We start from the raw sequence: 21,534 nt of genomic DNA on the forward strand, positions 1-21,534 counted from the left end.
GCTACTAGTCTGCCAACTGTAACAGCTGCTGCGTATAAGCGGCGGCTGGCGAGTTAAAGATCGTCTGGCAGTCACCCTGTTCAACCACTTCCCCTTGTCGCAGTACGATTACCTGATGGCACAGCGAGCGCACCACCTGCAAATCATGGCTGATAAACAGATAAGCCAGCCGGTGGCGTTGTTGCAGCGACTTCAGTAGCGTCAGGATTTGCGCCTGCACCGATTTATCCAGCGAGGAGGTCGGCTCATCCAGAATCAGCAGCTGCGGTTGCAGAATCAGCGCCCGCGCGATGGCGATACGCTGGCGCTGGCCACCGGAAAACTCGGTAGGGTAGCGGTGGCGCAAGGCGGGATCCAACCCCACCTCCTGTAAAGCGTCAATCACCCTTTGTTCGCGCTGTTCGGCGCTCAATTTTTGATGAACCTCAAGCCCCTCGGCGATAATTTGCAGCACGCTCAGCCGTGGATTCAGCGCAGAGTAGGGATCCTGAAACACGATTTGTATCCGGCTGCGGTACGGCAGCATCTGCTTCAGGCTGAACTGGTGCAGCGGTTGGCCGTTAAACCAGATGGTGCCACTGGCGGTCAACAAGCGCAGCAGTGCCAGCCCGGTAGTACTTTTACCCGACCCTGACTCCCCCACCAATCCAACGCTTTCTCCAGCCTTCAGCTCAAAACTCAGTCCCTTCAGCGCGTAATGATGGTCAACCGTGCGGCGCAACAAGCCGCGCTTGATCGGGAAGCTGACCTGCAAATTTTCCACTTTCAGCAGCGGTGCCGCGTCCGCCGGCAACGGCAGAGGATCGCCGACATTCTCTGCTGCCAGCAGTTGCCGGGTATAGGGATGTTGCGGTTGGCTGAACAGGCCTGCCCGGCTGTTCTGTTCTACACACTGGCCGTTGCGCATCACCGCCACATTGTCTGCCAGGCGACGGACGATATTCAGGTTATGAGTGATAAACAGCAGCCCCATGCCCATTTCTTGCTTGAGTTCCTTCAGCAGCAGCAGGATCTGCGCCTGAATGGTCACATCGAGCGCGGTGGTCGGTTCGTCGGCAATCAGCAGTTTGGGCTGGGTCAATACTGCCATGGCGATCATGACCCGCTGGCGTTCGCCGCCGGAGAGCTGATGCGGATAGTCTTTCAACCGGCCTTTGGCGTTGCGAATGCCGACGCGATCCAGGCATTGAATAATCTCCCCGCGCGCTACGTCGCGCCGCATGCCACGGTGCAGGGCCAACACTTCCGCCAACTGTTTCTCAATGGTGTGCAATGGATTGAGCGACACCATAGGTTCCTGAAAAATCATCGAAATCTGGTTGCCGCGCACTTTGCGCAATTCGGCTTCCGGCGCATGCAGCAACGAACTTCCGTTGAACCGGATATCCCCACCGGTATAGACCACCGGCGGCGAAGGCAGCAGGCGCAATACCGACAGCGCGGTCACGCTTTTACCCGAGCCGGACTCACCCACCAAGGCCAGCGTTTCCGCTTTTTCTATCTGCAACGACATGCCGTTGACCACCTGATTCAGTTGCTCTCCCTGACGGAAAGCGACGCTGAGATCCTGAATTGAAAGCAGTGGAGTGCTAGCCATATCAATGCGCCTTGCTGGGGTCAAAGGCGTCGCGTATGGCTTCGCCGATAAAAATGAGTAAAGACAGCAGCACCGCCAACACCAGGAACGCAGTGATGCCGAGCCACGGGGCTTGCAGGTTGTTCTTGCCCTGCAGCAACAGTTCACCGAGCGACGGAGAGCCGATCGGCAGGCCGAAGCCCAGGAAATCGAGAGAGGTCAGTGTGGTGATGGAACCACAGAGGATAAAGGGTAAAAAGGTCAGCATCGCCACCATCGCATTGGGCAGCATATGTCGGTACATAATGACCCGATCCGGCACCCCCATCGCGCGTGCAGCGCGAATGTAATCATAATTGCGGGTGCGCAGAAACTCGGCGCGCACCACGCCTACCAGGCTCATCCAGCCAAACAAAATGGTGATGCCGAGCAGCCACCAGAAATTGGGCTGTACGATACTCGACAGTAAAATGATCAGAAACAGCGTCGGCATGCCCGACCACACTTCGATAAAGCGTTGGCCCCACAGGTCAAAACGGCCGCCGTAATACCCTTGCATCGCGCCGACGCAAACGCCAATTACGCTGGAAAACAGCGTCAGCGCCAACCCGAACAGCATTGAAATGCGGAAGCCATACAGCACTCGGGCCAGCACGTCGCTGCCGTTGCCGTCGGTGCCTAACAGGTTATGGCGCGAGGGGGCTGAGGGGAAGGGCACTTCCGTGGCGAAGTTGATGGTGTCGTAACTAAAGCGAATCGGTGGCCAAACCGCCCAGCCGTGACGGTCGATCTGCTGCTTTACGAACGGATCCTGGTAATCGGTGGCGGTATTCAGCTCACCACCAAAGGTGGTCTCGCTGTAATTTATCATGAACGGCAGGTACAGGCGGCCCTCGTAGCGCACCAGCAATGGCCGGTCGTTGGCAATCAGATTGGCGGCCAGGCTGAGAATAAACAACACCAGGAAAATCCACAGCGACCAGTAACCGCGGCGATTGCTGCGAAAACGCGCCCAGCGCGCCTGGTTGATCGGGCTTAAGCGGCTCATTGGCGGGCCTCGAAATCAATGCGCGGATCGACCAGGGTATAGGTGATATCGCTGAGGATATTCAACAGCAGGCCAATCAGGGTAAAAATATACAGCGTGCCGAACATCACCGGGTAGTCGCGCTGCAGGGTGGCATCATACCCCAGCAGCCCCAGCCCATTAAGCGAGAACATCACTTCAATCAGCAGTGAACCGGTGAAAAACATGCTGACGAAAGTAGCTGGGAAGCCGGCGATCACCAGCAGCATGGCATTGCGAAATACGTGACGATAAAGGATCTTGTTCTCGTCCAGTCCCTTGGCGCGCGCGGTCACTACGTATTGCTTGCGGATCTCGTCAAGGAACGAATTTTTGGTCAGCATGGTCAGGGTAGCGAAACCGCCAATCACCGTCGCCAGCACCGGTAGCGTGATGTGCCAGAGATAATCGGCAATTTTGCCGTACCACGACAGGCTATCGAAATTACTGGAGACCAGGCCGCGCAACGGGAACCAATCCAGATAGCTGCCGCCGGCGAACAGCACGATCATCAAAATGGCGAACAGGAAGGCCGGAATGGCGTAGCCGATGATAATCAGGGTGCTGCTCCAGGTATCGAAGGCGCTGCCGTTATGCACCGCTTTGCGAATACCGAGCGGGATCGACACCAGATAGATAATCAGCGTGCTCCACAGGCCCAGGGTGATGGAAACCGGCAGGCTATGGCCCACCAGTTGCATCACCGACGCACCGCGGAACAGACTGTCGCCAAAGTCGAGACGCATGTAATTCCACAGCATGGTGAAATAGCGCTCATGCAGCGGTTTGTCGAAACCATAGCGTTTGGTGATTTCGGCAATCACTTCCGGATCCAGCCCGCGCGAACCCCGGTACTGGCTATCCGTCGCGCTGCCGACGCCGATCCGCGCGTGCCCCAGGCCTTCACCTGCGCCACCGCCGCCGAACCCGCTGCTCTGGCCCATCTCGATGTTGGCAATTGCCTGATCGACCGGGCCGCCGGGCGCGATCTGCACGATGAAAAAGTTAATGGTGATGATCGCCCACAGGGTGGGGATAATCAGCAACAGTCTGCGAATCAGATAAGCCGCCATCGCCGACCCCTTATTGTTGTTGGGCCGGCAAACGTGCCGCCTTGTTGACGTCAAACCACCAGTTGTCGAAGCCAATAACGTAAGCCGGACGGATCGCAGGCGTGGAGAACTTGTCCCAGTAGGCATAGCGATCGTGGTTGGAATACCACATCGGCAGCATGAACCTATTCCAGGTCAGCACTCTATCCAGCGCACGGCCCAGCGGCAGCAGGGCTTTTTCGTCGCCCTGATGCCGCAGGATGTTGCGCACCAGGCTGTCGACGGCCGGATCGGTGACGCGGGGAGTATTCCAGCTGGAATTGATGTATTCGGAGTCCCAGATCGTCTGGAGCGAAGAACTCGGGAATGGCATTGCCAGATAGACCGTCGGCATCATGTCGAAATCGCCGTCACGCATGCGTTTGGTGAATTGAGTGACGTCAATTTCACGGATCTGCATCTCGATCCCCAGCCGTTTGAGGTTGTGCTGGAATGGCAAGACGTACTGGAAGTTGCTGCCGCTCAGCAGCATCAGCTCGAAGGTAAAGGGCTTGCCGGTTTTGCTGTTCACCAGTTGCTGGTTTTTCACTTCCCAACCGGCCTGCTTAAGCAACTGAGTGGCTTTCAGCAGGTTCTGGCGATCGCTGCCGCTGCCGTCGGAGGAGGGCGGCTGGTAGATGCTGGTGAACACTTCCGGTGGCACCTTGTCCTTCAGTGGCGCCAGCAGCGCCAGTTCGGCAGCATCCGGGTAGCCGCTGGCGGCGTAGGGGGTATTCTGGAAATAGCTGTTGGTACGTTGATAAGCGTTGTAATACAGCGCCTTGTTCATCCAGTCGAAATCGAAGGCCAGCGTGATCGCCTCGCGCACGCGCCGATCGGCAAACAGAGGACGTTTCATATTGAATGCCATCCAGCGGGTATTTTGCGCCGACTGGTTGGTTTCATCCTGTTTGACTATATAGTTGCGGGCGAAGTTGCCGCCCTGATATTGGGTGGCCCAGCTTTTGGGCGAACCTTCAATGCGGAAGTCGTAGGCACCGGCCTTGAAGGCCTCCAGCGCCACTTTGTCATCCAGATAGTAGTCGTAGCGGAGGCTGTCGAAGTTGAAGCGGCCGCGGTTGACCGGCAGGTTGGCCGCCCAGTAGTCGCGTACCCGTTGATAGGTAATATATTGGCCGAGGCGGTAACTGCCGACTTTATACGGGCCGCTGCCAAGCGGCGGCGCGGCCAGCGGCTCGTTCAGCTTATGATCTTTCCAGAAACTCTCCGGCAGCACCGGCAACCCGAACAGCCCAAGCAGTTTGTCTTTATCCGGCTGCGGGAACTCGATGCGCACCGTCAGGCGGGAGATGGCCTTTACCTTAATGCCTTTGTACGCCACGCGAAACTGCGGCACGCCTTCGGTCATAAACTTGTTAAAGGTGAACGCTACGTCGGCGGCGGTGATAGGGCTGCCATCGTGGAAGCGGGCGCGGGCGTTAATATCCAGCTCTACCCAGCGCATATCGGCCGGGAAGCGGGCGGATTCGGCAATCAGCGGGTAATAACTGCCTATTTCGTCGTCCGAGGTGGTGAACAGCGAGTCGTACAGCGCGTCGGTGCGTTCGCCGGCCACGCCGCGCGAGGCGTAACGGTTAAAGTTATCGTAAGTGCCGATCGCCGCCAACCGCACGTCGCCGCCTTTCGGCGCGGCCGGATTGACGTAGTCGTAATGGCTGAAGTCGGTGGCGTATTTCGGCTCACCGAGCAGGGCGAAAGCGTAGCTTTCATTGAGGGTTTCGGCCTGCAGGCCAAAACTCAGTGCTGAGAGCACCAGGGCAGCAAAAACGCGCACGGACATCTTGACGGTAAGCTCCTGCTGATAAGTCGGTTAAGTCTGCGGCCAGCATAGCATTCACTGCCGCGCCGCAGGGTGAAGTAATGTAAAGATCAGGCTTTTTGCGCCTGATAATCAACGACCTGCTGGCTATTGCAGAATGTCACGAAGTTGTCGATGCTCAACGGCTTGCTGAAATAATACCCCTGCATAAAGTTAACGTCCCGTTCCTGCAGGAAGTGCAATTGTTCTGCGGTTTCCACGCCTTCCGCCACGGTTTGCATTTTCAGCTTTTTAGCCAGTGAGATCACCGCGTCCAGCACCGGCGCGGTAACCGTATCCTGGCCGATGGTATTGACGAAACCACGGTCTATTTTCAGGTAGTCCATGGTAAAGCGCTCCAGATAAATCAGCGCGCTGTGGCCGGTGCCGAAATCGTCGACGGCGATTTCAATGCCTTGCTGGTGCAGCCAGTCAAACTCGGCCAACGCGTTGGCCTCTTCCACCATGCCGCGCTCGGTGATCTCAAAGACCAGCGTAAAGTAGTCGCCGGGCAGCTGCGCCAGCAGTTCGTACACGTCCTGATGGAAGGATGGCGCACTAAGATGGGAAGGGGAGATATTCAGCCCCAATTTGGCGCCTTTTGGCAACACCGTCGCCAACCTTGGCGCGTCATCGGCAATCAGGCGAAACAGGTGGCGCGTTAGCGGCACAATCAGTCCTTCGCTTTCGGCGTAGGGGATAAACAGGTCTGGTGGGATACGCCCTTCAATCGGATGCTGCCAGCGGATCAACGCTTCCAGCCCGGCGACGGCATCTTTGCGGGTATGAAACACCGGCTGGTATTCGATAAAGAATTCATTGCGTTTGATGCCGCGCATCAACGCACGCTCGGGGCTTTGGCGCAGCAACAGCATGTAGTAGCACAGGATGCCGATCATCAATGACAGCACCAGGCTGCCCAGCAGGGTCAGGCGGATATCGTTGGGCGTCAGCGTTTCGTTATAAAACAGAATCGTCATCGGCGTGCCGGGGATGGCTAAGCGGTCGGCCTGGTCGTTCGGCAATTGGCCGACCGGCAACAGGTTCGGGCTGAAGGTGGTCAGGGCGCGATCGCCCAGAATAATGGCAATGCCCGGTGTGCGGGCGTCACGTGAAGCGAACAGCAGATACGGCATCAGGTTGATATCCAGGGTCGCCAATACACCGGTGTTTTCCTCTCCGGGGTGACGTAACCAGACGGCTACCGCGGGTTTTCCCGGCACAAGTGGCGTGCCCTGCTGCAATTTGAGATCCCGCGTCTGGCGCGGATCGATTTCCGGATAAATATTTTTCAGTGCCAGCATCATGCTGCCGGTAGCCGAGGAGCAATAGGCAAAACCGTTTTTCACCAGCAGAAAGCTACGCACTCCGGAATTAAACGCCGCCTGATAGGTAATATCCGGCTGGCTGGAAGCGCAGGGACGTTCCGTCAACGGCATCAGTTGCTGCATGATTTCCGTCAGACTATCCAGATTTTCGAGGGTGAATTTTTCCGTGCGTTGTTCGACCGTGCGTTGATATTGCGTGCGTTGGTGATTAATCAGGAGGAGCGTAATGCCTGTAAACAGGATAAAAAATACCAGAGCTACAATGCTGCTTTTAGCCAGGCTGCGTCGTCTGTGCGAAACATGGCGTGCAAATGCCCTTTTCAAGCCCATAAACCTTTGCCCCCTGAGCGCGGCGTATCAATCTGTTTTTGTTATCACGTGATCGCCTAATATATCCCAATGGCGGTGTTACAGTCATTATTCATCGTTTATTTACGCAAGCTAATCCGCTGATAAACGTTTAACTAGTGTGTTTGATGATAATAGGTGAGTTTTTTATCAGAGTAACGTTTCGGATAAAAAAAACGCTGCCCGGAGGCAGCGTTTTATTGCTCGTTTGGTATTCAGGACAATCAGGAGTTTGCGCCGTCAGCTGCTGGTCAGCACTCTGCGGGCTTCGCGATAACGTTTATTCCAGTAGTTATCGCTCAATTTCGAAATCATCACGCCGCTGCTGGTAGAGGCATGAACGAACTGATCGTTACCTAAATAGATGCCGACGTGGCGCCCGGTAGAGCCGGCGCGAAACAGCACCAGATCGCCAGGACGCAGTTTGGTACGTACGATTTTCTTGCCGAGGTCTTCCTGTTCATAGGTAGAACGCGGTAAATCCATACCAAACTGTTCGCGGAAGGTGCGCTGTACAAACGCCGAGCAATCAATGCCGCGTTTGGTTTCGCCGCCTAAACGGTAGCGAACGCCTTTCCAGTCTGCATACTGATCCATAATTTTTGACTTAACGTCAACGTTACGGACCATTGCTTCGAATTCATCCTGAGAGGCTTGCAGTAAAAGACCGTTTTTGTCATTAACTGCATGCATCTCAGTTTGTGCGTTATTCAAGTTCGAAGTGTGAGTCGAGCTGCATGCGGAGAGCATTACCGCTGCGGCAATTGCAGGTACTACCCGCAAAAAATATCTCAGAAACGGTTGAGATTTGACCATTGTTGTTGTTTTCCCTTGAAGTCCTTAACGACGAAAGTCGCTACCTGAAAAATGCCAAACGAAATGAGCCTAATCTGCACCTGCTGCCCCGACAATCGCTTACCGCTGAAAACGTGCTGGAACGCACATTTTTCATGGATTTAATGCTGAAACGGGGTAAACCAGGCACAAACGCATCCGAGGTTACCGCAACGAATAAGGGATTGCGAGCCTTTTTCCGTCCTTTTTTATATGAATTTGTGATGTAACATAATGTAAAACTTCATATAAAAAATGCTGATTGTCCGTTGCGTTGGTTTTACGTGAAATCAGGTGACGAAAGCGTTAACGCAATGATGTAGAAATAAACAAAAAGCGGCGATGAAATAATCAGGAGGCGAGCGGGCCTCCTGTGGGGTCATAGCGATTTGTTATGGCTGGTCGGGGCGGTGTTTACCGGGCAACATCAGGTTCAATCCGTCAATCAGCCTGTCGCTGAGTGGGGTCATCAGACACCAACTGGCGCCAACCAACACCACAGACAGGGAGCCGACGGCGATATCGGTGAACCAGTGAGCGCCAATCATCACGCGCGGCAGCGAGAAAATCAGAGTGATCAGCAGCGCCACGGCAAAGGCTCGGCGGTTAAAATAACGCAGCATAAAACAGGTAAAAATCATCAGCATCATGCCGTGGTCGCCGGGGAAGCTGTCGCTGGAGGCATCTTTGGTGGGGATACCGGTCAGCGTACTGACTCGGTTGATATTCTCGAAGCTGAGCGACGGGCTGGGGTGTTTCACCGGCAACAGGTGCCCAAGCTGGTTCAGCACTACGGCGGTCAGCAACATGACAACGCCGGTGATCAGCAAACGGCGGCGGCCGGCGGCATCCTGCTTGAGATAAAAATACAGGTACAGCAGCCCCATGGCGATCAGTGAAATCACGTCAAAGGCGCGATTATTGGTGATCGCCACCAAATGCAGAAAACCGGGGTCGGTTGCCAGATGGCGGTTGAAGAAAAAGAAAATCGCTGAGTCCACAGTAAACCAGTAACCGTGATGAGCCGGCAGGAACCAGGACAGAAACAGCGCAATGCCCAGTAAATTGAAGAAAACGATGAAGGGTAAATTGCGGCGAGTCATGACATAACCTGTTGTAAGTCTGAAAATAAAATGATGCTAACGGTAAAGATCTTAACTTAAACGAATATTAAACAGCTGAGATTGCAGGGCGTTCCAGTCAGCATTTTCGCTGTGGATCAGTTCAATGCGGCTATCCAGCGGTGCGACAGGGCGCGTTTCGATATTAAGATCCTGCCCCTGGCGGTTAATCAGCAATGTGCCTTCCGCAATGCGGACCACGCCTTTGGCGCGTTCGACCGGTGCCAGCCGCACCCACTCCATTATGCCGATGGTATCGAATACCGTGTCCGCATCAAAAATCCAGCCGCAGCTGGTAAACCCTTGGCCCTGATTGAGCGCCCGTCGCCAACGCGAAGTTTCCGGCAGCCGTAATGCGGCCAGGCCCTGAGTTTTGGCATGGCTATGATGCTGCTGCGCATCCGGTAATTCTGTGCGATTCGTGCGAGGCAGGTTGAGCCAATCCACATTCGCCCGGCCTTGTTCTATGGGATAAAGCGGCCGCTGGCCGGGATCTTGCGCCGTCCATTGCTGCAAAGCCAATAGGTCCTGCGGTTGATAGGTGTCACTTTTACTGGCCAAAATAATGTCGGCTGCCGCCAACTGATCGCGAAAGTTTTCATTTTCGCGGTAGCGCGGCTCGCTGAGTTGGCGGGCGTCCAGCAGGCACAGCGTGGCCTGAAGATCGATCCAGCCTGCGTAGCTGTCTTGCGTCAGCAACGACAGGATTTGCTTCGGATGGCCCAGGCCGGTGGGCTCGATGAGCAACCGATCGGGTTTGCTTTGCTGCAACAGCATATTCAATCCGACCTGCATCGGCAGGCCGTTTACGCAGCACATGCAACCGCCGGGGATCTCCTTCAGCACTGCGCCGCTGTCTGCCAGCAGCGCGCCGTCGATGCCAATTTCACCGAATTCATTCACCAGCACCGCCCAGCGCTCATGTTCCGGCTTGTTGGCCAGCAGATGACGGATGGTGGTGGTTTTGCCGCTGCCGAGAAAACCGGTGATCAGGTTAGTTTTGGTCATTGATGATTCCTGAGGTTGATAAAGTTCATGGGGCAATCATTAATCCGTGATGCCGGGTTGTGTGCGGGTGTTTAATCTGCGCCATGTCACAAATTCAATACGTTAAGATGCGTTATTTAAACGGCGAAATCCATGTTTGGCGTTCGGAAAATTCCCAACAAAAACCCTGTATTAGACAGAGGTCCTGGCGGTTAGTGGTTTGTTTTTACTCTGTTAATGTCCCGATTACCCACCTAAAAAACATCCTTACCTTGCGATTATTCCTAAGAAGATCCTCTATGTTTAAATTGAATTAACAAAAAGTGAGGTTGCCATGAATATCTCTCGGTTATTTTTGATCGCAGGAATGTTGTTTTCATGGACGGCGGCAGGTCATGCCGAAACCATTGGCGGGGTTATTCATTTTGTCGGTTCGGTCGTAGAAAGCCCCTGCTCGGTGGATGTTGCCGGTTCAACGGCCAATACGCAATGTTATCGCAATGGGCAGCACTATCAAGGACAACAGACCTTGTCGCACTTCGATGCTTCACGCAAAGAGCTTCCACTGAATTTAGGCACGACGGAAATGCAGTGGGTGGATCAGCAGAAAAAACTGGCCGTCATGACCGTGGTTTATCGTTAAGGTGTTCGACTATGCCGGGCGCAGGTTGCCCGGCATAGTTATTATATCCTTAGGCCAGTTGAGTCGAAACCCACTCTTTCACCGTTTGACGCGCCCCGCGATCGCGCAGCGACAGGTAAGCGCGGGTTACCGCCGCCACGAATTCACCCTCGGCCGGCAGTTGTTCGCCGAAAACGGTCTTCAGCTCCAATAGCGCCTTAACCCGCTGCTCATCATCCGGCGTTGCGGCCACCTTTTGCTGCAACGCAGGCAGCAGCGGATCGCGGATGTCGATAGGCTGGCCGGCGTCATCTGCGCCGCTGACATAGCGCATCCAGGCGGCGACGCCCAACGCCAGGCCGGCATAACTGCCGCCGTGTTGCAGATGCCAGCGAACCGAATCCAGCATGCGTTGCGGCAGTTTTTGCGTACCGTCCATGGCGATTTGCCAGGTGCGATGTTGCAGCGCAGGGTTGCTGTAGCGCTCAATCAGTTGTGCGGCATAAGCGGCCAGATCGATGCCGCTGACGCTGAGTGTCGGCGCCTGCTCGGCCAGCATCAGGTGGTGGGCGGCGCGGCGATAAGACTCGTCGGTCATGCAGTCATTTATGTATTGATAGCCGCCCAGATAACCGAGATAGGCCAGGAACGAATGGCTGCCGTTCAGCATGCGCAGCTTCATCTGTTCAAACGGCAGCACGTCGTCGACCAACTGTGCCCCGGCCAGTTCCCAGGCCGGGCGACCGGCGACGAAATTATCTTCCACCACCCATTGAATGAAGGGTTCGCAAGCGATGGCGCACTCATCGTGGACGCCGCCGAGTGCGGCGGCAATGTCATCCAGCGTTTCCGGCGTGGCGGCAGGAACAATGCGGTCGACCATGGTGCTGGGGAAGCTGGCCTGCCGGGCTATCCATTCGGCCAGTGCGCCGTCGCGCTCCTGCGCCAACCCGATTATTGCATTACGCAGCACATGGCCGTTTTCCGGAATGTTATCGCAGGAGAGCAGGGTGAAGGCGGGCAGGCCACGTTCAAGGCGCAGGCGAAGCGCCTCCACCAGAATGCCGGGTACGGTGGCCGGCTGACCAGGATTGGCCAGATCGGCGCGGATCGCCTCATGTTGCAGATCCAACTTTCCGCTGCCCGGTTCGATACAGTAGCCTTTTTCGGTAATGGTCATCGACACTATTGCCACCTGAGGCTCCGCCAGCTTTTCCAGCACGGCACCGATCCCTTCCAGCTTGCGATGCACGCTTTCATTCACTGCGCCTATCACGATCGCCTGATTCCCCGTCGCACCTTTCTCCAGCACGCTGTACAGATGATCCTGCAGCCGCAGGCTCTGGAACAATGGCACGCCGCCGGACAGGCTGATTTCGCAAATACCCCAGTCGCCGCCCTGGCGGTTCAGCACCCGATCGGTAAGCAGCGCCTGGTGGGCGCGGTGGAAAGCGCCAAATCCGATATGCACCATACGGCTTTGCAATGCGCTGCGATCGTAGCGCGGCTGCTGGACTGCATCAGGCAGCGGCGAGTTGGCGATAGTCTTCATTCAAGGCTCCAAAGCTGAGTAAAAGGTGCTGGCCGGTAACTTTCCAAAAGCTATCAGACCAGTTTTGCAGACGACAGGTGAGGCTGTTCCCAGCCATTATCGTACTGGCTCTCTACCGCCAGTGTAAGGCTGTCGGCGCATCAATAAAATTGGTCAGTCCAAAATAAGCCAGATTCGTGAAGTGGATCAACCCACTGCGATTTCTGTTTTGACAGCAGGGCATGAAGGAGTAAGGTAAAAGATAAGTGATATCTATCTCATTTGGTATAACAAGATTGTCAGGTTTGAGCGATCTTGATCACCGCAACCTCCGGCGATTTTTACAAGGATAAACAATGGAACAAACATGGCGTTGGTACGGGCCGAACGATCCTGTCTCTCTTGACGATGTGCGCCAGGCCGGCGCAACCGGCGTTGTCACCGCACTGCACCACATTCCCAATGGCGAAATCTGGCCGATCGACGAGATCAAGGCGCGTCAGGCGCTGTTGGCGGAGAAAGGCCTGGTGTGGTCGGTGGTGGAAAGCATTCCGGTGCATGAAGAGATCAAAACCCACAGCGGCAATTACCCGCTGCATATTGCCAATTACCAGCAGTCGCTGCGTAATCTGGCGGCCTGTGGCATCGATACCGTGTGCTACAACTTTATGCCGATCCTCGACTGGACACGGACCGATCTGGAGTACCTGTTGCCTGACGGTTCGAAAGCGCTGCGTTTCGATCACATTGCCTTTGCCGCCTTTGATCTGCACATCCTGCAACGCGCCGGCGCGCAACAGGATTATACACCGGAAGAACAAACGCAGGCGGCGGCCCATTTCGCTGCCATGAGCGAAGCGGAAAAAAATAAATTGACCGGCAATATCATCGCGGGGCTGCCGGGTGCCGAAGAGGGATACACGCTCGATCAGTTCCGTGCCCGTCTCGCGGAGTACGACGCGATCGACAAGGCGCAGCTACGCGAAAATATGGCGGTGTTCCTGCGCGCCATTGTGCCGGTGGCGGAAGAGGTCGGCGTGCGCCTGGCGGTGCATCCTGACGATCCGCCGCGGCCGATCCTCGGCCTGCCGCGCATCGTGTCCACCATTGAGGACATGCAGTGGCTGAAACAGACCGTCGACAGCCTTTATAACGGCTTTACTATGTGTACCGGTTCCTACGGCGTGCGTGCGGATAATGACCTGGTGCGAATGATCGATACCTTCGGCGATCGCATCCATTTCACCCACCTGCGCGCCACCTGTCGCGAAGAGAACCCGAAGAGTTTCCATGAGGGTGCCCATCTGCAGGGGGACGTGGATATGGTTGCGGTGATTGAGGCGATCCTCAGCGAGGAGCAGCGGCGTCATCAGGCGGGCGATCGCCGGCCGATCCCGATGCGTCCCGATCACGGGCACCAGATGCTGGATGATTTGAAGAAAAAAACCAATCCGGGCTACTCGGCGATTGGTCGGCTGAAAGGGTTGGCGGAGCTGCGCGGCGTCGAGCTGGCGCTTAAGCGCCGTTTCTTCCCTGAATTGCCGTCGTAAAGCGGGAATAAAGCCCAATGGATTTCACGCTGCAGCCAGGCGGCAAGGCACCAATCCCCAGGAACTTACATCGGTAAGTGACTGGGGTGAGGGCCAGTAGCCAACAACGCTGCAGCGTGAAAGACGAAGGGCTAGTCTGCGCGGCTCATATAGCGGCGCTCCGCAATATGAATGCGGATTTTGTCACCGGCGCTGAGGTATTCCGGCACATGAATGGTCAGGCCGGTCGCCATGGTGGCCGGCTTGTTGCGGGCGCTGGCGGAGGCACCTTTGATGCCCGGCGCGGTGTCGACAATTTCCATATCCACGGTCTGCGGCAGTTCCAGCGCCAGCACCTGGCCTTCCAGCGTCAGCACCTGCATGCCCGGCAGGCCGGCTTCAGGAATAAACAGCAACTCGTCTTCGATCTGGTCTTTCTTGAAGATGTACGGGGTGAAATCCTCGTCATCCATGAACACGTATTCTTCCCCGTCGATATAAGAGAAGTTGACCTTGCGGCGCGACAGCGTGATGGTGTCCAGAATATCGTCGCCCTTAAAGCGCTCTTCTACTTTCAACCCGGTACGGACGTCGGAGAAACGCATTTTGTATAAGGTACTGGCGCCGCGCGCGCTTGGGCTTTGCACATCGATGTCTTTTACCAGCAGCAGTTTGCCGTTGTAATTGATCGCCATGCCGCGCTTAATTTCGTTAGCCTTTGCCATATAAAGTAACCTGCAATGAAGAGTTTTTGAGAAGTTGCGACAAGTTACTCGCGCCGCCGATTTCAGGCAAGCAGATCGCGCAAAAACAGTGACGGAAAGGGGATGACGAACGCCATCCCCTGAGCGGATTTACTGGAATACCGGCAGCAGGCCGAGCAACGCCAGCAGATGGGCGACGGCGTTGATAACCCCGAACAGAATGATGAACAGGATCATGCCGTGGCCACCAGGCGCGCGATACTGCGCCTGCGGGAAACGGCGGCGGCTGGCGCGCGCCATCATTGCCGGTACGATCACCGCCCAAACGGTGGCCGCCAGTCCGGCGAAGCCGATGGCGTACAGGAAGCCGTTCGGGAACAGCAGGGCGGCCAGCGTTGGCGGCGCGAAAGTCACCAGCGCGGTTTTGCTGCGACCGGCAGTGTCATCGCTGAATTTAAAGAAGTCCGCCAGATAATCGAACAGGCCAAGAGATACCCCAAGGAATGAACTGGCCAGCGCCATATAAGAGAAGGCGTTCAGCAACTGGCCAACGGCCTGGCTGCTGGAGACGTTGCCCATTTGTTTGAGCAGGCTGCCGATGTTGCCGCCCTCGGCAATCACCTGTTTGAAGGCGTCGCGGGCGATGTTGCCCTGAATCACATACTGCCACAGGATATAAATCGCCAGCGCCAGCAGCGTGCCGTACACCAGGCTGCGCACCACCGCGCGGCTGTCTTTTTGGTAGTACTTCACCAGCCCCGGCACGTTGCCGTGGTAGCCGAACGACGTCAGCAGATAGGGCAACGCCGCCAGTGCATAAGGCAGGTAGCTGGCCTGGTCATCGCCGCGGTTGAACAGCACCGTCGGTTGCACGTGGGTAAACATATCGCCCACCGACATCACAAAGGTGATCACCATCCCGCCGATCAGAATGGTGCTCAGGCGATCGACGGCGCGGGTAGACAACCAAACGATAAACGCGACCACGATGGCAAACACCAGCCCGGCGGTAGTTTGGCCTACGCCGACGATGCCTTCCAGCGTATGGGCGATGATCGAACCGCCGGCGGAAATGTAGGCGTAGGTGAGGATGTACAGCACAAAGGTAATGGAAATCCCGTTAATGGCGTTCCAGCCTTTGCCCAGCAGATCTTTGACGATGGTATGGAAGCTGGCGCCGCTTGGGTAATGCAGCGTGGCCTCCAGGATCATCAGGCCGGAAATCAGCATGCAGGCCCAGGTATAAATCAACAGCGCCACGGAGCCGCTGAACCACACGCCAGAAGTGACGATGGGAATGGAGAACATGCCGGCGCCGACGGCGGTGCCTGCAATGATCATCGCGCCGCCGAGTACCGAAGGGCGGGCTAGCTTCTGGATGGTGTCCGTGGACATTTTTGCTCCTGAGTGGCCGCGTCGGCCGTGGGTTCTTTTGTACTAGCTCAATGGTACATGTGGGATTGACGCATGTAAAGCCGTCAATATGCCTGTTTCATGCATTTATTAGCGTTAATTGGCCCATTTGTGGCGTATTTTTGGCCTGCGTGCGTGCGTGCGTGCGTGCGTGCGTGCGTGCGAGTGGTCGGTTCGTGGCGATGGTGGTGGGGTGTAAAGATTGGCGGGCAAAGCCGGATTATGCTGGCGGCGGATGAGCCGTGCTGATATTGTCGCGCTTCAATTCCGCCAGCCCACCGGGAGACTTCGCTGATGGACTGTCGTGCCGACTGTGGCGCCTGTTGTATCGCGCCTTCAATATCCAGCCCCATCCCCGGCATGCCCAACGGCAAGCCCGCCAATACCCGCTGCATTCATCTGAGTGAACAACTGCGCTGCGGCCTGTTTCACTCGCCGCTGCGGCCAAAAGTGTGCGGTAGCCTGCAGGCCAGTCGCGAGATGTGTCATGACCATCGTGACCAGGCATTGATCTACCTGATCAAGCTGGAAGCGGATACCGCGCCTTAAACACCGCTAAGCGTCTTTAAGCTTCCACAGGCACAGCACCGCGCCGACAACCATCGCCAGCGCGGAATAAAACACCGCGTGATAGCTCCAGATCTCCGCCACCGCGCCGGCGACAGTACCGGCAATAATCCAGCCCACGCGCGTGGTGTTGGTAAACAAGGTGGTGGCTGCACCCGCTTGTCCGGGCATCAAATCCTGGAAATAGAGCATGCCGATTCCCGCCAACACGCCGATAAACGCCGCGTTAAGCAGTTGCAGGGCAATCAATTGCCAGGTGCCGGTGATAAACAACAGCCCGAAATAAAACAGTAGACCCGCCGCCACCGCGCAGCGCATCAAGAAGCGTTTGCCGAAGCGTTTGGCCACCATACCGGCAACCAGCATGGTCGGTATCTCCAGCCCGGCCGCCGTCCCCATCAGTATCCCAGCCAGCTTTTCCGACAGTTGCAGCTCATGCACCATATACAACGGCATATTAATCAAATACATGCCATTTGCGGTCCACATAAAGGTGCAGGCCATAAACAACAGCAGCGTATCGCGGCGGTTCTGGCGTGGCGCCTCTAGTGCGGCATGGGTTGTCACCTGCGTTTTGCGCATCGACGGCAGCATTTTCCATACCAGTACGCCGCACAGGATAAATGCAGCCGCTGCCGCCAAATACATCACCTTAAAGCCAAAACCCAATGCCAGCGCGAAGGCGATAGGTGGGCCGATTACCCAGGCGAGGGAAACCTGGGCGCGCAGAATCGAACTGAACATCACCGCCTCACGGCCGGTGCGATCGGCGTGTTCGCGCGCCAGGGCAAACATTTGCGGGTTGGCGGTGGAGCCGAAACTGGTCAGCATCACGCCCACGATCAGCAGCAGGTAATAATTGCGGTTCCAGGCAAACAGTACGCAACCCAGCGCGCCGAGCATGCAGCAGAGGAAAATCAGCGATTTGCGGTCGCCTTTTTGATCGGAGCGGCGGGCGAGAAACTGGCTGACCAGGATGCCGATGACGGCGCTGCCGGTGAAAAACAGGCCCACCATCGAAGGCCGCACCTGCACTTCCGTCGCCAGAAACAGGCTGAGCGTGGGCGTCTGTAAAGCACCGGCAATCCCGGTGAGAAAAGCCACGACGAGAAAGGCCAGCGAAGTGAGATCGGGCGAGCGTCGCGTTACCGCAGTAGATGTAGGCATAGAGGTCAGCAAAGGGTCAGAATAAGCAGGTCGGGTGAATGATACGCCCATTTTTCAAGAAAGAACAAAAAAAACAAAAAGCAGTTTCATTCTGCTTGACAGTTAAAAGCGATTATCCGCATAAGCTTAAAAAAGGGCGGCGTGGCCGCCGCCCAGGTTGGTGGTTTACGCGCCAGCCGGCACGTCGTGCGCGGTGTTTTTCAGCACCTCGCCCTGATACTTCTCGATCTGAAGCTGTGCCATTTGCCCGCAGTTACCCTGAGCCAGGCTGGAGGAGCCGACGTCGAAGGTCAGGCAGTTGACGTTGCCGTTCTTGCACAGCGAACCCGGTTGTGACGGATCGGCCGGATCGAACCAGGCACCTTCGCTGATGCGCACCACGCCAGGGCGCACGTCTTCGCTCACCACCGCACCCACCAGGATCTGGCCGCGATCGTTAAAGGCCCGCACCAGATCGCCATTGGCGATGCCACGCGGTTGGGCATCCTGCGGGTGGATCACAATCGCTTCCCGATCGGCTACCGCGTATTTCTTGCGCAGTGGTGTGTTGTCGAGCTGCGAATGCAGGCGGTTGATCGGGTGCGCGGTGTTCAGCGACAGCGGGTATTTCACTGCTTCCGGGCCGCGATACCATTCATGCGGCGGCATCCAGGTCGGAATGCCTGGGCAATCCTGATACTTCATTTTGGCAATGGCGTCGGAGTAGATCTCGATTTTACCGGATGGCGTCCCCAGTGGATTGAGCAGCGGGTTTTCGCGATAGTCGGCGAAACGCACCCATTGGGTATTGGCCTCCGGCACCGGGAAGCGCACGTAGTTGTTGGACTGCCAGAACATGTCGAACGGCGGCAGGGCCACCCGGGCGGCGCGCGCCTGGGTTTTCATGTCGTCGTACATGCCTTTGAGCCACTGGGTTTCATCTTTGCCTTCGGTAAAGGCATCCTGAACTCCCAACCTGGCGGCCATCGCCGCGAAGATATCGAAATCGCTGCGCGACTCATGCTGCGGCGGCACGCATTGGTGCATCGGGAACACGTACAGCTGCGAATAATCGCCGCCCATTTCCAGATCGTTGCGCTCATAGCTGGTGGTGGCCGGCAGCACGATATCGGCGTGCTTGGCGGTGGCGGTCCAGTATGGTTCATTCACCACTATGGTATCCGGCCGCTGCCAGGCCTTGACCAGGTTATTGGTGTCCTGATGCTGGTGGAAGGTGTTGCCGCCCGCCACGTACACCATTTTCACCTCAGGATAGGTAACCTGCGCGCCATTGAAGTTAATGGTCTTGCCGGGGTTGGCCAGGCATTCGGCAATGCGCGCCACCGGAATGGGCGAAGGGGAGTTCTTCGGTGAACTGCCGGCGGAAATGCCGGCAATAATGCCGCCTTTCGCTGTCGGGCTGCCGCCGGAGGAGTAGTGATAGCTGAAACCAAAGCCGCCGCCCGGTAGGCCAACCTGGCCGAGCATTGCCGCTACCGTGACCAACAGCCAGTGCTGCTGTTCGCCATGATGCTGACGCTGAATGCCCCAGCCGCCCATGATCATGGTGCGGTTTTTTGCCATGTCGCGTGCCAGTTGGCGCAGGACTTCGGCGTCTACGCCGCAAATGTCCGCCGCCCATTCGGCGGTTTTCGGCGTGCCGTCGCCTTCGCCCAGCAGATAGGCCTGGAACTTGTCAAAACCGACGGTGTAGGTTTTCAGGAAATCCGGGTTATGCAGTTTCTCGGCCAGCAACGTATGGGCGATACCGATCAGCATGGCGCCGTCCGTATAAGGACGTGGGGCGATCCACTGTGCGCCGACAAATTTTGCGCTGTCGTTATGCACCGGATCGATGCTGATGACGCGGGTGCCTTTTTTCTTCAATGCCTCAAAACCGGTCTGGCCGTAGTGATCCGGCACGTTCCAGCTGTTTTTCAGCGTGATCATCGGGTTACAGCCCCACATCACCACCAGTTGGCTGTTTTCAATCACGTTGGGCCAGGCGGTTTGCTGTTCGTAAACCTCCATCGAACCCACTACGTGCGACATGATCACCTGCGCGGCACCGGTAGAATAGTCACCGGCATACCCGAGGAAGCCGCCGGTCAGGTTCATCAGGCGTTGCAGCAGCGTGCGGCTGTTGTGCAACATGCCGACGCTTTTCCAGCCATAGGAACCGGCGTAGATCGACTGCGGGCCGTGGTCTTTCTGTAAACGGGTGATTTCGTTGCAGACCAGCTCAATCGCCTTGTCCCAACTGACGCGTACCCATTCGTCGCGCCCGCGCAGTTCAGTGCGGCTACCGGGGCCGCCTTCCAGCCAGCTTTTACGCACCATGGGGTATTTGACGCGGTTTTCGGCATGCACCTGGAAGGGGGCCATGGTGATCAATTCGTTCGGATAAGGATCGTCTTTCACCGGCTGTACGCCGACCATTTTGCCGTCCTGTACGATGGCTTCGAAAGCGCCCCAGTGCGCGCCGGTCAGAATCCCTTTTTGCGCCTGGCGCAATACCACAAATTGCGGCAGCGCCTGGCTGATGGCTTGCGCCAACGCAGATTTGGGCCACAGTCCCGCCAGCAGAGGTGCGGCGGCCAGCGCGGTGGCGCCGGTCAGGAAGCGGCGGCGGCTCATTTTTAACGCTTGTCGTTGATGGTTGCTCATTGCGCTTCTCCCTTAAAGCTTGGCCGGTGCGGCAGGTTGCATGTCGCTGGCGTGTTTCTGCACGTACTGCGTCAGAACGCGCAGTTGCTCCTGGGTCAGCGAGGTGCGCGGAGCCATGCCTTTAATCACGCCGATCCACTGGTTGGCATTGAAGCGATCGAGGGCGGTCAGGCCGTGACAGCCGGTACAGTTGGCCGACATCATATCCGCCGTGTAGCGCCAGATTTTTTGCTGATCGTCGATCAGTTGCTTGCGCGGCAGCCAGACCTGCAGTGAAACCTGATGCCACACCAGACCGGTTTCGGCGTCGGTCAGCGTTTTACCGATTTTCAATAGCTTACGGGCGTCTTCACCCAACAGCACGCTGAGGATGCGTTTACCCTGCGCGGCATAGAACACCTCGCTCACGCCGTCTTGTTGCCAGCCGGAGACGTTGGCCAGCACTTTGTCGCCGTCCTGTTTCACCACCTGAACTTCGGTGGAGGGCATCAGGTTGCCGGCGTTGTGGCTGTCGTCTTGCTTCAGGAAGAACGGCTCGGTGGCGATGGTGTATAGCGTGGTGGCCGTTGGCGAGGTTTCTGCGGCCGCCTTCGCCAGTTCGGCAGCGCCGGCCTGAGTTTCACCGCTCATGTCCGGCAGAATATGCGCCACACCTTTATGACAGTCGATGCAGGTTTCGCCCTGTTTGATGGCGACCGGGTGCTGAATGCGCGCTTCGGGCCGCTGGGCGGTGATGTCCATGGCGTCAAAACTGTGGCACGAGCGGCAGGTGGCGGAGTCGTTTTCTTTCAACGTTTTCCACACCGATTGGGCCATCGCCAGCTTGTGCGCCTCGTATTTTTCCGGCGTGTCGATAGTGCCGACCATTTCGCCATAAATGTCTTTGACCGCGCGGATTTTGGTCCACAGATAATCGAGCGGCTCGTGCGGGACGTGGCAGTCGGCGCATTCGGCGCGGATGCCTTTGGTGTTCTGGAAGTGAACGCTGCCCTGATATTCAGCCAGCGGCTGTTGCATGGTGTGGCAGGAAACGCAGAAGGTGGTGTCGCTGGTTTTATGGAATACGGTGGCGGTCCCCGCCAATAGCGCAGCGCCGAGGATAATGCCGAGCAGCAGCAGCCATAGCCATCCCCAGCGGCGCCTGGTTGCCCAGCCAGTTAGCTTTTTGTTCATATTGAACCCACT

At 56.8% G+C, this 21,534-nt stretch carries 17 protein-coding genes; 3 read left to right on the plus strand and 14 right to left on the minus strand.

Annotation, left to right across the window (positions count from 1 at the left end; translation table 11 throughout):
• Positions 1-4: 4 nt before the first annotated feature.
• The 8 genes from yejF to QZQ97_RS01225 all read right to left on the minus strand — a co-directional run bounded on the left by yejF (position 5) and on the right by QZQ97_RS01225 (position 10,191).
• Entirely contained in the window at positions 5-1,597 is a 1,593-nt protein-coding gene (gene yejF / locus QZQ97_RS01190; RefSeq protein WP_311991878.1) for a microcin C ABC transporter ATP-binding protein YejF, read from the minus strand.
• Between the two features lies 1 nt (position 1,598).
• Entirely contained in the window at positions 1,599-2,624 is a 1,026-nt protein-coding gene (locus tag QZQ97_RS01195) for an ABC transporter permease (protein WP_311991879.1), read from the minus strand.
• Positions 2,621-3,715 (minus strand): microcin C ABC transporter permease YejB, encoded by a 1,095-nt coding sequence (locus QZQ97_RS01200; RefSeq protein WP_006317899.1) that lies wholly within the window; start codon positions 3,713-3,715, stop codon positions 2,621-2,623. The genes QZQ97_RS01195 and QZQ97_RS01200 overlap by 4 nt, the downstream gene beginning before the upstream one ends.
• A gap of 10 nt (positions 3,716-3,725) precedes the next feature.
• Entirely contained in the window at positions 3,726-5,534 is a 1,809-nt protein-coding gene (locus QZQ97_RS01205) for an extracellular solute-binding protein (RefSeq protein ID WP_311991880.1), read from the minus strand.
• Positions 5,535-5,623: 89 nt separating this feature from the next.
• Positions 5,624-7,210: a cyclic di-GMP phosphodiesterase gene (locus tag QZQ97_RS01210; RefSeq protein ID WP_311991881.1), complete on the minus strand. Its 1,587-nt coding sequence runs from the start codon at positions 7,208-7,210 to the stop codon at positions 5,624-5,626.
• A gap of 258 nt (positions 7,211-7,468) precedes the next feature.
• A complete protein-coding gene (gene mepS / locus QZQ97_RS01215; RefSeq protein ID WP_311991882.1) occupies positions 7,469-8,044 on the minus strand; it encodes a bifunctional murein DD-endopeptidase/murein LD-carboxypeptidase in 576 nt (191 codons plus the stop codon).
• 410 nt (positions 8,045-8,454) lie between these two features.
• Positions 8,455-9,165: a phosphatase PAP2 family protein gene (locus QZQ97_RS01220; protein ID WP_311991883.1), complete on the minus strand. Its 711-nt coding sequence runs from the start codon at positions 9,163-9,165 to the stop codon at positions 8,455-8,457.
• Between the two features lie 51 nt (positions 9,166-9,216).
• Entirely contained in the window at positions 9,217-10,191 is a 975-nt protein-coding gene (locus tag QZQ97_RS01225; protein ID WP_311991884.1) for a CobW family GTP-binding protein, read from the minus strand.
• A gap of 313 nt (positions 10,192-10,504) precedes the next feature.
• On the opposite strand from QZQ97_RS01225, the gene QZQ97_RS01230 reads away from it, so the two are divergent.
• A complete protein-coding gene (locus QZQ97_RS01230; protein ID WP_311991885.1) occupies positions 10,505-10,813 on the plus strand; it encodes a type 1 fimbrial protein in 309 nt (102 codons plus the stop codon).
• 49 nt (positions 10,814-10,862) lie between these two features.
• Here the strand turns inward: QZQ97_RS01230 and QZQ97_RS01235 are convergent, their stop codons facing one another.
• Positions 10,863-12,344: a mannitol dehydrogenase family protein gene (locus QZQ97_RS01235; RefSeq protein ID WP_311991886.1), complete on the minus strand. Its 1,482-nt coding sequence runs from the start codon at positions 12,342-12,344 to the stop codon at positions 10,863-10,865.
• Positions 12,345-12,679: 335 nt separating this feature from the next.
• Between QZQ97_RS01235 and uxuA the strand changes: the two genes are divergently transcribed.
• Positions 12,680-13,873 (plus strand): mannonate dehydratase, encoded by a 1,194-nt coding sequence (uxuA, locus tag QZQ97_RS01240; protein WP_311991887.1) that lies wholly within the window; start codon positions 12,680-12,682, stop codon positions 13,871-13,873.
• A 131-nt stretch (positions 13,874-14,004) separates the two neighbouring features.
• Here the strand turns inward: uxuA and yeiP are convergent, their stop codons facing one another.
• Complete coding sequence (gene yeiP, locus QZQ97_RS01245; RefSeq protein ID WP_006317872.1) at positions 14,005-14,577, minus strand: elongation factor P-like protein YeiP; 573 nt, start codon at positions 14,575-14,577, stop codon at positions 14,005-14,007.
• 129 nt (positions 14,578-14,706) lie between these two features.
• Positions 14,707-15,951 (minus strand): tryptophan permease, encoded by a 1,245-nt coding sequence (gene mtr / locus QZQ97_RS01250; RefSeq protein WP_311991888.1) that lies wholly within the window; start codon positions 15,949-15,951, stop codon positions 14,707-14,709.
• 312 nt (positions 15,952-16,263) lie between these two features.
• Between mtr and QZQ97_RS01255 the strand changes: the two genes are divergently transcribed.
• Positions 16,264-16,518, plus strand: a complete 255-nt coding sequence (locus QZQ97_RS01255; protein ID WP_004947052.1) for a YkgJ family cysteine cluster protein — start codon at positions 16,264-16,266, stop codon at positions 16,516-16,518.
• Positions 16,519-16,524: 6 nt separating this feature from the next.
• On the opposite strand, the gene QZQ97_RS01260 is transcribed toward QZQ97_RS01255, so the two are convergent.
• The 3 genes from QZQ97_RS01260 to QZQ97_RS01270 form a co-directional block, all read right to left on the minus strand.
• Positions 16,525-17,703, minus strand: a complete 1,179-nt coding sequence (locus QZQ97_RS01260; protein WP_311991889.1) for a sugar efflux transporter — start codon at positions 17,701-17,703, stop codon at positions 16,525-16,527.
• A gap of 165 nt (positions 17,704-17,868) precedes the next feature.
• Positions 17,869-20,349, minus strand: a complete 2,481-nt coding sequence (gene torA, locus QZQ97_RS01265) for a trimethylamine-N-oxide reductase TorA (protein ID WP_311991890.1) — start codon at positions 20,347-20,349, stop codon at positions 17,869-17,871.
• 12 nt (positions 20,350-20,361) lie between these two features.
• Positions 20,362-21,522, minus strand: coding sequence for a NapC/NirT family cytochrome c (locus QZQ97_RS01270; protein ID WP_311991891.1), 1,161 nt, complete (start codon positions 21,520-21,522; stop codon positions 20,362-20,364).
• Positions 21,523-21,534 lie beyond the last annotated feature (12 nt).

The sequence above is a fragment of the Serratia sp. root2 genome (genome assembly GCF_031931805.1).
In the GTDB taxonomy this organism is placed as follows: Bacteria; Pseudomonadota; Gammaproteobacteria; order Enterobacterales; family Enterobacteriaceae; genus Serratia; species Serratia inhibens.